Below are 14,198 nucleotides of genomic sequence, written 5' to 3' on the forward strand. Positions count from 1 at the left end.
GTCGTGCGATGGCGCGCTCGCCATGCAGCCGTTTCGCACGACGCGCTGCCGGTATGGACGACACACCCCCATGCAAAAAACGGCGGGCACCTGCCCGCCGTCCTGTCGTTCAGCTTCGAACGCCTGCCGATCGCGTTACTTCAACCGCGTCGCGATTTCGTTGGCCATCGCCTTCGTCGCGGCTTTCGTCGGCGCATCGTCGGCCAGCGCGTTCAGCAAACCGAAATCGTGAATCGTGCCGTCGTAGCGCGTGGTCGTCGCGTCCACGCCGGCCGCGTCGAGCTTGCGGCCGTACGCCTCGCCTTCGTCACGCAACACGTCGAACTGCGCGACCTGGATCAGCGCGGGCGGCAGCCCCTTCAACTGCGCGACGCTCGCGCGCAGCGGCGACGCGTAGATCTCGTTGCGTTGCGCTTCATTCTTCGTATAGGCGTCCCAGAACCACTTCATCATCGGCCGCGTCAGGAAGTGGCCCTGCTGGTACGCGTTGTACGAGCCCGTGTTGAAGTTGTGGTCCGTGACCGGCCACATCAGCCCCTGGAAGCGGATCGCGGGGCCGCCCTTGTCCTTCGCCATCAGCGCGACGACGGCCGACATGTTCCCGCCGACGCTGTTGCCGACCACCGCGAGGCGGCTGCCGTCGACGCCGATCTCCGCGCCGTGCGCGGCCACCCATTTCGTCGCCGCATACGCCTGGTTGATCGCGACCGGGTAACGCGCTTCCGGCGACGGCGTGTAGTTCACGAACACCGCGACGGCGCCCGACTGCACGACGAGATCGCGCACGAGGCGCTCGTGCGTCGGGAAATCCCCGAGCACCCAGCCGCCGCCGTGGATGAACACGAATACCGGCGGCGTGCCCGTCACGCCTTGCGGGCGCACGATCGTGACGGGCACCGACACGCCGTCCTGTTCGATCGTGCGGTTCGACACGTCGATGCCGGACAGATCGACCTTCACGCCGTTCTGCGCGTCGACCAGCACCTGGCGCGCCTTCGCGGGGCTCAGCGTCTCGAGGCCCGGGCCCTTCTGGCCGTTCAGCGCGGCGAGGAACGCGCTCGTCTTCGCATCGGGACCGACGGCATCGGCGCCCGCGGCGAACGCGGCAGGTGCGGTGGACAGTGCGGCTGCCACGGCGGCAGCGATCAACAGCGGCTTGACGATCTTCATGGTGCAACTCCTTGGTCGAATCTTCGAATGGCGATGGATGGTTGGCACTGCGATTGATCAGACGAGCGTGAGCGTGACGTCGATGTTGCCGCGCGTCGCGTTCGAGTACGGGCAGACGACGTGCGCGCGATCGATCAGCGTCTGCGCGACGTCGCGATCGAGGCCCGGCAGCGAGATCTTCAGTTCGACTTCGATGCCGAAGCCGTTCGGGATCGCGCCGATGCCGACGCTGCCTTCGATCGACGCGTCCGCGGGGATCGCGATCTTGTCGCGCGCCGCGACGAACTTCATCGCGCCAATGAAACACGCGCTGTAGCCGGCGGCGAACAGTTGCTCGGGGTTCGCGCCCGCACCGCCCGCGCCGCCGAGTTCGCGCGGCGTGGTCAGCTTCAGGTCGAGACCGCTTTCGGGCACCGTCGCACGGCCGTCGCGGCCGCCGGTGGCTTTTGCATGGGCGCGGTACAGCACTTTTTCGATCGACATGACAGACTCCTTTTCCATAAATGAATGAAACAGCCTTCGAACCGGGGGTCCGCGTGCCGGCGGCTTCTCCGCCGGCATCGCGCTTATTTATCTACTCATAGATAGATAAACATCCCCAAAAAATGCAGGCGGAAGATTCACCTGCGCCAATCATCTATCTACTACATGATAGATAACGTGATCCAATAAAAGGCGGCGAACCGCCCGACTGCTTGCGCCGTCCGTCAGGACCGCGTTTTCCAGACGGCCTCGACGTCCTCGAGACGCGCCCGCGTGTGAAACAGCCGGCTGGCCAGCACGCTGCCCTGGAACGCCGCGTACAGCGTGCGCGCCGCGGTTTCTGGCTCGCCGCTGAACTGCAGCGTGCCTTCCTTCGCGCCTTGCGCCAACAATGCCGCGAGCCAGCGCTCGTTGGCCGTGAAGAACGCCTGCACAGCCTGCCGCACGTTCTCCGGCAACGTTTCGATGTCGGACGCGAGCATCCCGCACAGGCAGATCAGGTTGCCGTCGCCGAGCGTGCGACCAAACATCTTCGTGTACAAGCTCAGCTTCACGTCGGCCGGCAATGCCGGATCGATCGCCCGCACGGCCGCGAGGACTTCGTCGCTGTAGGCCGCCACCGCTTCCAGCACGAGATCGTCCTTCGACGGGAAGTAGTAGTGGATGCTCGACGTCTTCACGCCCACCAGGTCGCACAGGTCTCGATAGCTGAAGCCGTTGTAACCGCGCTGCATCATCAGTGTGATCGCGTGGTCGAGAATCTGTTCGCGGACGGTCGGTTTCGTTTCCATGGGTCGAACTTTATCTACTCATAGATAGATAGTCAAGCATTTTTTTAAGGGCGTGATGGCCCCTCCTTCGAGCCCGACGCGCAAGGCCGGCGCCGTTCGCCTGGCCGGCGCGGCTTACAACCGGCCTGCAGCACGGTCGAATCGATGCGACACTTGAAACCGGGCCATGCGATCGCAACGTCCATCCCCGGGACGGACGTGCCGGCACACGATGACCGCATCGCATCCGGCCCCGCCATCATCGGCCCGCCCGCTGCGTCGGGCCGCACAAGGAGAACAAGTCGATGTATTCGTGGTTCGAACGGCGCCTGCCGACTTTCCCGCTCGAGGATCCCGTCACGCCGCCGAAGGGATTCTTCTCGTTCGTCTGGGCGTGCACGAAAGGCGCGCGCGGCTGGATCCTGCTGATCGCGCTGACGTCGGCCGCGCTGGCCGCTTACGAAGCCGCGCTGTTCGCGATGATGGGGCACGTCGTCGACTGGCTGTCGTCGTCGACACCAGCCGACTTCGGCGGCCGCCACTTCGGCACGCTCGCCGGTTTCGCGGCGATCCTCGCCGGCAGCGCGCTGCTGATCGCGCTGCATACGATGGTCAAGCACCAGGTGCTCGCGATCAACTTCCCGATGCGGCTGCGCTGGCTGTTTCACCGGCTGATGCTCGACCAGAGCCTGTCGTTCTACGCGAACGAATTCGCGGGCCGCGTGACGACCAAGATCATGCAGACCGCACTCGCGGTGCGCGACGCGCTGTTCATGTCGGTCGACGTCGTGATCGGCGTCACCGCGTACCTGATCGGCATCCTCGTGCTCGCCGCGAGCTTCGACTGGCGGCTGATGATTCCGCTCGCGCTGTGGGCGCTCGGCTACGGCGCCGCGTGCGCGTATTTCGTGCCGCGCCTCGGTGCGGTCGGCAGCCGGCAGGCCGACGCGCGCGCGCTGATGACGGGCCGCATCACCGACGCGTATTCGAACATCACGACCGTGAAGCTGTTCTCGCATACGCGGCGCGAAGCCGACCATGCGCGGCGCGCGATGGAAGCGTTCAAGGCGACCGGCGACGCGCAGATGCGGCTCGTCAGCGCATTCGAGATCGTCAACCACCTGCTGTCGACGCTGCTGTTGATCGGCTCGGCCGGGCTCGCGCTGTATCTGTGGCTGCACGGCGAGGCGAGCGCGGGCGTCGTCGCGGCCGTGATCGCGATGGCGCTGCGCCTGTCGAGCTACTCGCACTGGATCATGTGGGAAATGACCGAGCTGTTCGAGAACGTCGGCACGATCCAGGACGGCATCAACACGTTGACGAAGGTGCGCAGCGTGGTCGACGCGCCCGATGCGAAGCCGCTTACGGTACAGCGCGGCGAGATCGTGTTCGACAACGTGCAGTTCGCGCACGAGGACAACGATCGCCCGGTATTCGACGGGCTGAACCTGACGATCCGGCCTGGCGAGCGGATCGGCCTGATCGGCCGCTCGGGCGCCGGCAAGTCGACGCTCGTGAACCTGCTGCTGCGCTTTTACGACGTGAACGGCGGCACGATCCGGATCGACGGGCAGGACATCGCGCATGTGACGCAGGACAGCCTGCGCGGCGCGATCGGCATGGTCACGCAGGATACGTCGCTGCTGCACCGGACGATGCGCGAGAACCTGCTGTACGGCCGGCCCGACGCGACCGAGCAGGAGATGCACGACGCGGCCGTGCGGGCCGAAGCGTCCGAGTTCATCGAGCGGCTGCGCGATCGGCACGGACGCAGCGGCTACGACGTCGAAGTCGGCGAGCGCGGCGTGAAGCTGTCGGGGGGCCAGCGGCAGCGCGTCGCGATCGCGCGCGTGATGCTCAAGGACGCGCCGATTCTCGTACTTGACGAAGCGACCAGCGCGCTCGATTCCGAGGTCGAAGTCGCGATCCAGCGCAGCCTCGACAGCCTGATGAGCGGCAAGACGGTGATCGCGATCGCGCACCGGCTGTCGACGATCGCCGCGATGGACCGGCTGATCGTGCTCGACGAAGGGCGCATCGTCGAGGAAGGCACGCACCAGCAATTGCTGCAGGCGGGCGGCATCTATGCGGCGCTGTGGGCGCACCAGAGCGGCGGGTTTCTCGGGGAGACGGCGGACGCGGAAAGCGTTGCGCAGTAGGTCGGCCGCCCTGGCGACATGGCGGCGCTTCGATCATCGCTCGTCGGACGAACCGAGGGCACAATGCGTACCCCCGTCGCTCCAGGGTCAATGCAACGTCGCGAACAGCAGGTTCAGCCCTTCCGAAATAATCGGATGACCGATGATCGCATCGCGCACCGCCGTGTACGGCAGGCCGCCGAGCATCGCCATCTGGACTGCGGTCGTCACATCGCCGGCGCCCGTGCCGACCATCGTGAACCCGAGAATCGCGCCGGTGCCCGGATGCACGAGCGCCTTCATGAACCCGCGCGTGTTGCCGTCGGTGCGCGCCCGCGGCACGGAAGCCATCGGCAGCTTCGCGACCCGGACGTCGATCTTTCGGGCATTCGCGTCCGCTTCGTTCAAGCCGATTCGGCCGAGTTCCGGGTCGATGAACAATGCATAAGGGATGAGACGTTCCGCGGTGCTCGCCGGCCGGCCTTCGATACCGGCTTTCAGCACACGGTAGTCGTCGAACGACGCATGCGTGAACATCGGCGTGCCGGCGACTTCGCCGATCGCCCACGTGCGCTCCGCCGTCGTCGCGAGCCGATGGTCGACCTTGATGAACCCGCGCTCGTTCGTCTCGACGCCGGCCAGCTCGAGCCCGATGCCGGCCGTCTGCGGCGTGCGCCCGGTCGCCACGAGCACGTGCGTACCTTCGATGGCACGGCCGTCGGCCAGCCGCACCGTGACGCGCTCGCCGCTTTTGCCCTCGACGCCGACGAGCCGCGCGGCGAGTTCGAGGCGAATGCCATCGTCGGTCAGCGCCCGCTGAATGACCGTGCTGACGTCCTCGTCTTCGCGCATCGCAACGCGCGGCGTATCGCTGACGAGCGTGACCGCGCTGCCGAGCCGCCGAAACGCTTGCGCCATCTCGAGCCCGATATAACCGCCGCCGATGACGACCAGATGCCCGGGAAGCGTCGTCAACCGCAATGCCTCCACGTGCGTGAGCGGCTGCGCATCGCGCAGCCCCGGCACGTCCGGGCTCGACGCGACCGTACCCGTGTTGATGTAGACGTTCTCGCCCTCGTAGATCGTTTCGGCCCCGTCAGCGCCGCGCACCGCGATGGTTCGCGGCGCGACGAACCGCCCCGTCCCGATCACGAGTTCGAGACCCGACTGCTCGAATGCGCGGCGATTGACGTCGACCATCCCGTTCACGACCGAGGCGACATACGCGGAAACGCCCGCCATGTCGGCCGTCACGTCTTCCTGTTGCGCCGCATCCCGCCACGCATGCATCGCGCGTGCACGGTGTATCAGTGCCTTGCTCGGGATGCACGCGACGTTGATGCACGAGCCGCCGATCATCCCGCGCTCGATCACCGCGACGCGCTTGCCTTGCCGGGCCATCTCCATCGCAAGCGATTTTCCGCCCTTGCCGCCGCCCAGAAACAGGTATTCGACTCGTTTGACCTCTGCCATGCTGCTCTCCAGGTTCCGTTTGTCCCGCTCGAAGTGTGTGAGTCGCGCGCGTTTCCGCGTCACGACTGCAGAAAGGCGAGCAGATCCGCATTGACGCGATCGGCATCGACGACGCACATGCCATGCGATGCGCGTTCATACACCTTCTGCGTCGCATGTAGCGGTGCTCGCTCAGAAGCCTTCGAGCACGATCTTGCCCTTCGCGCGCCCGCCTTCCAGCAGCGCGTGCGCGCGCCGCAGGTTCGCCGCGTCGATCCTGCCGAGGTGCTCACCGACGGTGCTCTTGAGCACGCCGTCGTCGATCAGCGTCGCCACGCGAGCGAGCAGCGCGTGCTGACGGTCCATGTCGGGCGTGCGGAACATCGAGCGCGTGAACATGAATTCCCAATGCAGTGAGATGGCCTTGCGCTTGAGCGGCATCGCATCGAGCGTGTCCGGATCGTCGATCAGCGCGAGCTGGCCCTGCGGCTTCAGTACATCGACGATCTGCGCGTAGTACGTGTCGGTATGCGTGAGGCTGATCACGTGGTCCACGTGGTCGATGCCAAGCGACTTCAGTTGCGGTTGCAACGGCTGGCCGTGATCGATCACGTGGTGTGCGCCAAGCTCGGCGACCCACGCGTGCGTGGCCGGCCGCGATGCCGTGCCGATCACCGTCAGCGCGGTCAACCGGCGCGCGAGTTGCACGAGAATGGATCCGACGCCGCCGCCCGCGCCGATCACCAGCACGCTCTGCCCGGCGCCGCCGCGCTCGGCGATCTTCAGCCGGTCGAACAGCAGTTCCCACGCGGTAATCGCAGTCAACGGCAGGGCCGCAGCGTCGGCAGCGCCCAGTGTCGTCGGGCGGCGGCTTGCAATCCGCTCGTCGACGAGACCATATTCCGCGTAGCTGCCGGGCCGCGTGATGTCGCCCGCATACCAGACCTTGTCGCCCGGCGCGAACAGCTCGACGTCGCTGCCGACCGCCTCGACCGTTCCCGCCGCGTCCCAGCCGAGAACGCGCGGGCCGCTCGGCTGCACGCCGAGCCGCAGCTTCGAATCGACCGGGTTGACGGCGATCGCGTCGATCCGCACGAGCAGATCGCGCGCGCCGGGTGTCGGCACCGGCAGCTCCGCGTCGTACAGCGACGCCGGATCGTCGATCGGTACGCCGGCCTTTGCATAAACGATGGCTTTCATCATTGGCTCCTTGAAGAGGGTGAGCGACGCGGTCACGCGCCGCGCAGGAATTCCGCGACGTGCGCGACATACGCGCTCGCATGCTGGAACAGCGCGCCGTGGCCTGAATTCGGATAGACGATCAGCGTCGCATCCGGCAGCCCCTGCGCGAGCACGAAGCTGTTCGCGGTGGGGATCATGCGGTCGTCGTTGCCGTTGGTCACGAGGGCCGGCTGCTTGATCCGGCCCAGCTTGCCTGCCACGTCCCCGCTCCAGTTCGCCCACGCGATCATCGCCTGCAGCTGGGCGGACGCGACTTCGGGGCCCGCCGGCAAATCCGGCTCGGCGGTGCGCGCGGCGAGGCGGTCGACGAATGCGGCGGCGGCCGTCTGGCCGGCGGGCGTTGCCGGGAAAAACAGCCGCTTGAGCTTTTCGCTCATCGGCATCTCGCCGTCCGTGTAGATCGCGAGCAGTTCGGGCCGATCCATCCCCGCCCCTTCGCCGCCTTCGGGCGCGGTGCCGGACAGGATCATCCGCTCGACCTGCTCCGGTCGCGCGATCGCGATGTCCTGCGCGAGAAAGCCGCCGAGCGAAAATCCGAGGATATGCAGCCGGTCGATCGACAGGGCGTCGACGAAGTGCAGCACGTGCTGCGCCATGTGCGCGATCGACGTCGGAACCTGTCCGCCGGAGCGGCCGACGCCGGCGTTGTCGAACAGGATAATTTCGCGATCGCGCGCCAGCACGTCGACGATCGCCGGATCCCAGTTGTCCAGCGTGCCGGTGAAATGCTGAAGGCACAGCAGCGGCCGCCCGCCCTTTTCGTTGCCGAAGCGGCGATACGCGTAGCGCACGCCGGCTGCATCGATGTAGCGGGTCGTAGCGGCGGATGATGCAAATTGCGTCATGATGGGTTCCCTCGATGGGCGCGCGACGCGCGCCGTGGTTCACGCTCAGCTCAGCGCGATGTCATGCAGGTCGATCGATACGACGAGCGGTTCCGGCACGGCCTGCCCGTCGGCTGCACGCGGGTAGATGCGCCGCTTCGTCGGGAAGCGGATCCCTGAAACGGTCACATAGTCGCTGACGTAATGCGCGCCCGGTGTGTTGCCCGCGATTTCGACGTCGTAGTCGAGGCGGCGCACGAGGCCGTCCGGCCCGACGTAGATCGTCTGCGCCTTGCTGAACACTTCGAGCGTGTCCGGGTAGTGCACGCGAATCCGGCGCCACGCTTGCCCGTGTTCGTTCCAGATGCCGTCTTCTTCGCAGCGCACACCGTCCCATGCAAGCACGAACGGCGCGTTCAGGTACGTCCACATCGCGCATCCGGCGAAAAACGCCAGTTGAAGCTCGTCCCACGGCGTCTCGAGCGTATGCCCGTCGAACGACCGGCGCGGCTCTTCGCGCGCCGCGAGCACATGGCCGGCCGAATCGAGCAGCGCAATGCGCTCGCCGGTGAATTCGCTGCGCGCGGCTGACGCACCGAACGGCGCGTGCGACGCCCATTGGCGATCCGTCGCGACGGTGACCGTGGTGTCGTCGAGCACGCCGGCGTGACCTTTGAGGCCCCACAGCGCACCGCCTTGTACGAGGCGCGCGCGCACCTGCCGAAACTTGCGCCACTGCACAAGCCCGCCGTGGGCGTCGATGATGGATTGGGCGATCGCGTTCATGCGGAAGCTCCCGTGGGTGCGGAATTCATGGTCAGTACCGCGCGGAACCGGACGTCCGCGCGCATCATGCGGTCGTACGCCGCTTGCGCGTGCTCGAGCGGGAACGTTTCGATCATCGGCCGCACGTTCTGCAGCCGCGCGAACGCGAGCGTCTCTTCGTTGTCCGCCACCGTTCCCGTCAACGCGCCGACGACGGAGCGGCCACCGAACACGAGGTCGACCGCATTCACGGCGATCGGCTCGCCCGGCACGGCAACGACGATCAGCTTGCCGCGTGCGGACAGCCCCGCGACGGTGTCGGCCATGCCCGAGCCGGTCGGCGCCGTGCCGAGCACGACCTTCGCCCCGCCGAGCGCGCGCAGCGCGGCGGCGACGTCCTCGGTGCGCGCATCGATGTAGCGATGCGCGCCGAGCTGCGCAGCAAGCACGGCCTTGTCGGCTCCGCGCGCAATCGCGACGGTGTGAAAACCCATCTTGTTCGCGAATTGCACGGCGAGATGGCCGAGCCCGCCGAGGCCATGGATGGCGACCACGTCGCCGGCCCGCGCGCCGGCATTGCGCAGCGCGTTGAACGTCGTCAGCCCCGCGCACAACAGCGGCGCGGCCTCGGCCGCATCGAGATCGTCCGGCACGCGCACGAGCCCGCGGGCTTCGGCCAGCATGATTTCCGCGTAGCCGCCGTCCGTCGTCATCCCGGTGATGACCGGGTTCTCGCAGTTCACGATGTCGCCGTGCCGGCACGACGGGCACGTGCGGTCTTCGCCGGCGAGAAAGCCGACACCGACGCGCTCGCCGAGCCGCCAGCCGGACACCCCTTCGCCCAGCGCGTCGATTCGGCCGACGACTTCATGCCCCGGTACGCGCGGCGGCGCGCCATCCGGCGCTTCGCGCTCCACGGTTGCACTGTCGGAATGGCATACCCCGCAGGCTTCGACGCGAATGCGCACCTGCCCCTGTGCCGGCGCGGGAATCGGGCGCTCGACCAGTTCCAGTCGCCCGGGCGCCTTGACTACCGCCGCGCGGTAAGTCGCTTGATTCGTCATGATTGCCTCGTTATTCGAAACGGAAGTTCGACAGATCGACACCCACGATCAACGGAGCGGGCAGCGCTACGTTCGCGTCGGTACGCGGATAAATCCGGAAGCGCGTCGGCATCCGGATGCCTTGCACGTCGACGTAGTCGCTGATGTACCGCGCAGCCGCGTTGCGCCCCTGGATGTCGACCTCGTAGTCGTGCCGGCGCAGCAGCCCGTCCGCGTCGAAGTAGAACGTCTGCACGGCGCTATGCGTCGCGATCTCCGGCGCGAACTCGACACGCAGCCGCCGCCACGGCAGCCCGTCGACCGTCCACGGCGCGATTTCGCGGCTGCGAACGCCGTCGTGGCGCAGCAGGAACGGCGACGTCAGATACGTCCACATCGTGTAGCCGGCGAAGTACGCCAGCTGTGCGTTGGACCACGGCGTCTCCATTTCGTAGCCGTCGAACGATGCGCGAGGAGCGTCGAGCGTATCGACGACGGTCCCGTCGTCGCGCCGGATCTCGACGCGCGAAGGCGTGTAGACCGAGTGGTCCGTCGTCGGAGCGAACGGGGCATGCGATACACGCTGCTCGTGCAACTGCACCGTCACGCGCGAATCGGTGAGCACGCCGTCGCGCTGCTTCAGCGCCCAGATCGCGCCCGTGTGATGCAACTGCGCCGATACGCTGCGAAATCGCTTGAAGCGCTCCATTCCACCTGCCGCGCGAATCGCCAAATCAATCAGATCTTCCATTTGTCATCCTAAACAATAAAAAACGACTTCTTCATTCCTTCATTGCGTGCGCGATCAGCCGGCGTGCACGCCGACGAACGCCGCGATGTGTCTGGCGCAAGACACCGGATACTCGAGTTGCGGCCCGTGCCCGGTGCGCGGCAGCGTCACGAGATGCAGCGTCGGAAGCTGGCCGTTGAGCGCATACCAGTTCTCCACCGGGAACACGATGTCGTGATCGCCGCCGACATGAAGCACCGGAATCGACGTCGAGCGCAGCGCATCGAGCACGGCATCGACCGGGAAGGCCGGGTTTCGCGGGCCGTCGCCGACCTGCTCGCCGGCCCACGCAACCGGCACCGCCGGGCTCAGGTCGACCTTGCGCCGCGCGACGCGCGCGGCCGCTTGTTCGGCCGCCGTGCGGCTCGCGGCGGAGGCCGGCTCGAAGAACAGCGTGACGAAATCCTCGAAGTCGTTTTCGCGCTTCGCCATCGTGTAGAACAACGGTTCGCCGGCCTTGACCAATTGGCCCGGCGGTGTGGTCGCGATCAGCACCGCGTGCGTGACGAGCTGCGGCGCTTTCGCGAGCACGATCTGCGCGGCCATCCCGCCGACCGACCAGCCGCCGATCACCGCCTTGCCGAGCTTGAGCGCGACGATCAGGTCGATCGCGTCCTTGGCGAGCGACGCGGGATGATAGGTTCGCTCACCGCTCGACTGCCCGAGGCCGCTGTAGTCGAAGATCGTGACCTGGAAGCCCTGCTCGGCGAGACTGTCGAGGAACAGCGGATCCCACGTGTCCATGATTCCGCGAAAGCGCACGCACAGCACGAGCGGCGTGCCACTGCCGAACGTGCGATACGCGAGGCGTCGACCATCGACGTCGACGAACTGCGTTCTGGCGCCGAGGCTCGGACTATCGTTTTCCATCAGTTCTCCCGTCGTTCGAAACAAACCACGTAATGGACATGCCGGTCGCGATAACGCGGCCCGAACGCACCGCTGCCGCGCCCGTATGCCGCACTGCCGCCCATTCAGCCCCCTGCGAGCGCGCGCATCACCCACTGCACGAGTTCGCGCGGATCGAACGGCTTCTCCAGCACGCACAATGCGCCGAGCCGTCTCGCTTCGAGCGCCCGGCGCGCGCTCGGGTGCGCGGTCACGAAGATGATCGGCACGTCGCAACACCCTGCGCGCAGTACGGCGAGCAACTCGATGCCCGACATCCCGGCCATCTGGATATCGCACACGATGCAGTGCGACGTCCCGTTCGCGCCGTGTTCGAGAAACGCCTCGGCCGACGCGTACAGCCTCACGCGCACGCCCATCGAGCGCACGAGCGATTCCAGCGACTGTCTCATCGCCAATTCATCGTCGATGATGCAAACCGTCTTGTCGTGCACAGAGTGTCTCGCGTGACGCCACGCTCGCTGGCAGGGCCGGGAACGCAACCGGATTTCGGACAGCGTACCGACCGCCCCCTGTGCCGGCAATCATGCCGAGGTATGGTGCGGTCGATACCGACCGTACCCGCTCGCGCGTCACCAGCCGTCCGCGCTGGCGGACGACGCGGGTGCGACTGCCGCGGCATGGATCATCCTGTCCCAGTTGCACGGAACGGTGCGGCCGCGCCCCCTCGGCCGATACACGCGATCGCCCGGCTTGATCGGCGCACCGGTCAGCACGCAGCGTGACGCGGTTCTCGCGGTCACGCAATGCCACAGCTGTTCGCCGAAATGCCCGTACCTCGGGTCGCTCCAGCGCACGCTGACAGCGGTATCCGACAGAATCTCGACGATCCTGATCCGCGACGCCGCCGGCGCGGCGGCCTCGCGCGCGCCGTCATTGCGCTTGCCGCGCACGCGCCGCCGATGCGAGCCGGGCGCGCCCGCCGTTCTCGATGGATCCAGCAGGCCCATCAGCGCGCGTTCGAATACATCGTCGTATGCACACGTTGGCTGCGTCATCTCTACCGTTCCCCTCGCATTGAACGCGCATGCGCGGCTTGCGCAATCGGCCCGTCGCATCGACGCATCGCGAACATCGCCTCTTCGCTATCTCCGCGCCGCGCGCTTCACTCACGTTGGAATCGAGTCTAGAGGAACGGTTTTCTGCGATCCATCAGACCGTGGTCGATGCCCTCCCATACCAAAGTCTGACCGTCGCGCCGGCCTGCATGGGCCCGCGGTCACGGTCAGCAACACGCAGCGATCTGCTTTATAGTTGCAAGTACATCGAAGTCGGACGCGCACGTCGTTCGTCGTCCCGATGCTTCACTTCCGGTCATCCGGTTTCGCGCCGCGCGCGAGCCTCAACGAGCACCACGTCCCCATGTCCACGTCCGCAGCCCCGACGATCGCCCCGCCTGCCGACCCTCATCCCGCGGAAAGCGAGCTCTTCCTGTCGGCGCCGATACCGATCCTGATCGAAGACTGGTCGCGCGTTTATCGCGCGGTGAAGGAACTCAAGATGGCCGGGGTCTCCGATATCGACCGCTATTTCGACGAGCATCCGCAGGCCGTCGCCCGGTTGCGCGCGCTGCATGCGTTCGTGGCGGCCAACGACGCGGTGGTGCAACTCTTCGACGCGGAGTCGAAGGAACATTTCCTGCAGCACGCGGAGATCCTGTTGCCGGCCGACCGGCTCAGCAACAGCGCGGTGCTGCGCGCGATCTACGAAAATCGGATCGCCTGCCAGGGCGAGCGCACGCTGGTGACGTTCAAGGGGCGCCGCGTACCGATCGTATGGCGCTGCTCGCTGCCGAAGCACGAGGACGGCTACCGGCGCCTGCATTTCTATGCGTTCGACGTGACCGAACAGAAGGAGAACAGCGACCGGCTCGCGGTATTGCGCGCGGAAGCCGCACGCGCGGCCCGCGTGTCGCTATTTGCGGAGATGTCGGCCTCGATCCTGCATGAGGTCAGCCAGCCGCTGTCGGCCGTCGGTTCGTCGGCCGAAGCGGCGTTGCGCTGGCTCGAGCGCGACGAGCCCGACGTCGCCGAAGCCGCTGCCGCGATCACGCAGGCCGCCCGGTGGGCACGCGACGCGACGGAGATCTGCCGCAAGATTCGCGGCTTCATCGGCAAGGCGCCGGCGAAGTGCGTCGACTTCGCGGCCGCCGACGCCGTGCACGCTGCCCTGTTCCTGATCGGGCCGGAAGCCGCTGCACGCAACGTTCGTGTCGACAGCGACATCGATGCCGACGCACACCTGTTCGCCGATCCCGTGCAGGTCCAGCAGGTGCTCGCGAACCTGATGATGAACGGCATCCAGGCGATCGAAAGCGGCCCGTCGCACGCGCGCACGCTGACGGTCTCGGCCAGGCTGAGCGGCGCCGAAGTCGTGTTCGACGTATGCGACACGGGGCCGGGTATCGAACAGCAGTCGATCGATCAGCTTTTCGAGCCGTTTTTCACGAGCAAATCCGACGGCATGGGAATGGGCCTCACGGTCGCACGCTCGATCGTCGACGCCCACCACGGGCGCATCTGGGCACGCGGCGAACCGGGCGCCGGCTGCTGCTTCTCGTTCGCGCTGCCGGCCCGCCCGCGCACGACCGACCCGGCCGCATGACGCTCGCC

Annotated in this window: 14 protein-coding genes and 1 pseudogene; 2 read left to right on the forward strand and 13 right to left on the reverse strand. The window is 66.8% G+C overall.

Annotated elements, in window-relative coordinates; genetic code table 11:
* Positions 1–135: 135 nt before the first annotated feature.
* The 3 genes from KPB06_RS10520 to KPB06_RS10530 all read right to left on the reverse strand — a co-directional run bounded on the left by KPB06_RS10520 (position 136) and on the right by KPB06_RS10530 (position 2,444).
* Entirely contained in the window at positions 136–1,170 is a 1,035-nt protein-coding gene (locus KPB06_RS10520; RefSeq protein WP_059579397.1) for an alpha/beta hydrolase, read from the reverse strand.
* Positions 1,171–1,227: 57 nt separating this feature from the next.
* Positions 1,228–1,653, reverse strand: coding sequence for an organic hydroperoxide resistance protein (locus tag KPB06_RS10525; RefSeq protein WP_059579400.1), 426 nt, complete (start codon positions 1,651–1,653; stop codon positions 1,228–1,230).
* 224 nt (positions 1,654–1,877) lie between these two features.
* A complete protein-coding gene (locus KPB06_RS10530; RefSeq protein ID WP_059579403.1) occupies positions 1,878–2,444 on the reverse strand; it encodes a TetR/AcrR family transcriptional regulator in 567 nt (188 codons plus the stop codon).
* Between the two features lie 284 nt (positions 2,445–2,728).
* On the opposite strand from KPB06_RS10530, the gene KPB06_RS10535 reads away from it, so the two are divergent.
* A complete protein-coding gene (locus KPB06_RS10535; protein WP_059579405.1) occupies positions 2,729–4,582 on the forward strand; it encodes an ABC transporter ATP-binding protein in 1,854 nt (617 codons plus the stop codon).
* 87 nt (positions 4,583–4,669) lie between these two features.
* Here KPB06_RS10535 and KPB06_RS10540 read toward each other — a convergent pair whose 3' ends face one another.
* From KPB06_RS10540 to KPB06_RS10585, 10 genes and pseudogenes are all read right to left on the reverse strand, one after another.
* Positions 4,670–6,034: an FAD-dependent oxidoreductase gene (locus KPB06_RS10540; RefSeq protein WP_059579408.1), complete on the reverse strand. Its 1,365-nt coding sequence runs from the start codon at positions 6,032–6,034 to the stop codon at positions 4,670–4,672.
* Between the two features lie 59 nt (positions 6,035–6,093).
* Positions 6,094–6,189: pseudogene (locus tag KPB06_RS10545) on the reverse strand (alpha/beta fold hydrolase); the annotation flags it as partial.
* Between the two features lie 16 nt (positions 6,190–6,205).
* On the reverse strand, positions 6,206–7,213 hold the full coding sequence (locus KPB06_RS10550) for a zinc-binding alcohol dehydrogenase family protein (RefSeq protein ID WP_059579634.1): 1,008 nt from the start codon (positions 7,211–7,213) through the stop codon (positions 6,206–6,208).
* Positions 7,214–7,245: 32 nt separating this feature from the next.
* Positions 7,246–8,100 carry an alpha/beta fold hydrolase gene (locus KPB06_RS10555; protein WP_059579412.1) on the reverse strand — a complete coding sequence of 285 codons (855 nt, stop codon included), beginning with the start codon at positions 8,098–8,100 and terminating at the stop codon, positions 7,246–7,248.
* 45 nt (positions 8,101–8,145) lie between these two features.
* Positions 8,146–8,865 carry a hypothetical protein gene (locus KPB06_RS10560; protein ID WP_059579415.1) on the reverse strand — a complete coding sequence of 240 codons (720 nt, stop codon included), beginning with the start codon at positions 8,863–8,865 and terminating at the stop codon, positions 8,146–8,148.
* On the reverse strand, positions 8,862–9,908 hold the full coding sequence (locus tag KPB06_RS10565; protein WP_059579417.1) for an alcohol dehydrogenase catalytic domain-containing protein: 1,047 nt from the start codon (positions 9,906–9,908) through the stop codon (positions 8,862–8,864). The genes KPB06_RS10560 and KPB06_RS10565 overlap by 4 nt, the downstream gene beginning before the upstream one ends.
* A 10-nt stretch (positions 9,909–9,918) precedes the next feature.
* Entirely contained in the window at positions 9,919–10,638 is a 720-nt protein-coding gene (locus tag KPB06_RS10570) for a hypothetical protein (protein WP_059579419.1), read from the reverse strand.
* Positions 10,639–10,692: 54 nt separating this feature from the next.
* Positions 10,693–11,547 (reverse strand): alpha/beta fold hydrolase, encoded by an 855-nt coding sequence (locus KPB06_RS10575; protein WP_059579421.1) that lies wholly within the window; start codon positions 11,545–11,547, stop codon positions 10,693–10,695.
* Positions 11,548–11,651: 104 nt separating this feature from the next.
* On the reverse strand, positions 11,652–11,978 hold the full coding sequence (locus KPB06_RS10580; protein ID WP_230951164.1) for a response regulator transcription factor: 327 nt from the start codon (positions 11,976–11,978) through the stop codon (positions 11,652–11,654).
* Between the two features lie 180 nt (positions 11,979–12,158).
* Positions 12,159–12,584 (reverse strand): DUF3331 domain-containing protein, encoded by a 426-nt coding sequence (locus KPB06_RS10585; protein WP_059579427.1) that lies wholly within the window; start codon positions 12,582–12,584, stop codon positions 12,159–12,161.
* 256 nt (positions 12,585–12,840) lie between these two features.
* On the opposite strand from KPB06_RS10585, the gene KPB06_RS10590 reads away from it, so the two are divergent.
* Positions 12,841–14,190 (forward strand): PAS domain-containing sensor histidine kinase, encoded by a 1,350-nt coding sequence (locus KPB06_RS10590; RefSeq protein ID WP_185723039.1) that lies wholly within the window; start codon positions 12,841–12,843, stop codon positions 14,188–14,190.
* Positions 14,191–14,198: the final 8 nt, after the last annotated feature.

The organism is Burkholderia semiarida (assembly GCF_029268935.1).
GTDB classification, from domain to species: Bacteria; Pseudomonadota; Gammaproteobacteria; order Burkholderiales; family Burkholderiaceae; genus Burkholderia; species Burkholderia semiarida.

Excerpts from the sequence above, each read along its gene's own strand:
- KPB06_RS10520 (WP_059579397.1), bottom strand. The coding sequence starts at position 1,170 with ATGAAGATCGTCAAGCCGCTGTTGATCGCTGCCGCCGTGGCAGCCGCA.
- KPB06_RS10525 (WP_059579400.1), bottom strand. The coding sequence starts at position 1,653 with ATGTCGATCGAAAAAGTGCTGTACCGCGCCCATGCAAAAGCCACCGGC.
- KPB06_RS10530 (WP_059579403.1), bottom strand. The coding sequence starts at position 2,444 with ATGGAAACGAAACCGACCGTCCGCGAACAGATTCTCGACCACGCGATC.
- KPB06_RS10535 (WP_059579405.1), top strand. The coding sequence starts at position 2,729 with ATGTATTCGTGGTTCGAACGGCGCCTGCCGACTTTCCCGCTCGAGGAT.
- KPB06_RS10540 (WP_059579408.1), bottom strand. The coding sequence starts at position 6,034 with ATGGCAGAGGTCAAACGAGTCGAATACCTGTTTCTGGGCGGCGGCAAG.
- KPB06_RS10550 (WP_059579634.1), bottom strand. The coding sequence starts at position 7,213 with ATGAAAGCCATCGTTTATGCAAAGGCCGGCGTACCGATCGACGATCCG.
- KPB06_RS10555 (WP_059579412.1), bottom strand. The coding sequence starts at position 8,100 with ATGACGCAATTTGCATCATCCGCCGCTACGACCCGCTACATCGATGCA.
- KPB06_RS10560 (WP_059579415.1), bottom strand. The coding sequence starts at position 8,865 with ATGAACGCGATCGCCCAATCCATCATCGACGCCCACGGCGGGCTTGTG.
- KPB06_RS10565 (WP_059579417.1), bottom strand. The coding sequence starts at position 9,908 with ATGACGAATCAAGCGACTTACCGCGCGGCGGTAGTCAAGGCGCCCGGG.
- KPB06_RS10570 (WP_059579419.1), bottom strand. The coding sequence starts at position 10,638 with ATGGAAGATCTGATTGATTTGGCGATTCGCGCGGCAGGTGGAATGGAG.
- KPB06_RS10575 (WP_059579421.1), bottom strand. The coding sequence starts at position 11,547 with ATGGAAAACGATAGTCCGAGCCTCGGCGCCAGAACGCAGTTCGTCGAC.
- KPB06_RS10580 (WP_230951164.1), bottom strand. The coding sequence starts at position 11,978 with ATGAGACAGTCGCTGGAATCGCTCGTGCGCTCGATGGGCGTGCGCGTG.
- KPB06_RS10585 (WP_059579427.1), bottom strand. The coding sequence starts at position 12,584 with ATGACGCAGCCAACGTGTGCATACGACGATGTATTCGAACGCGCGCTG.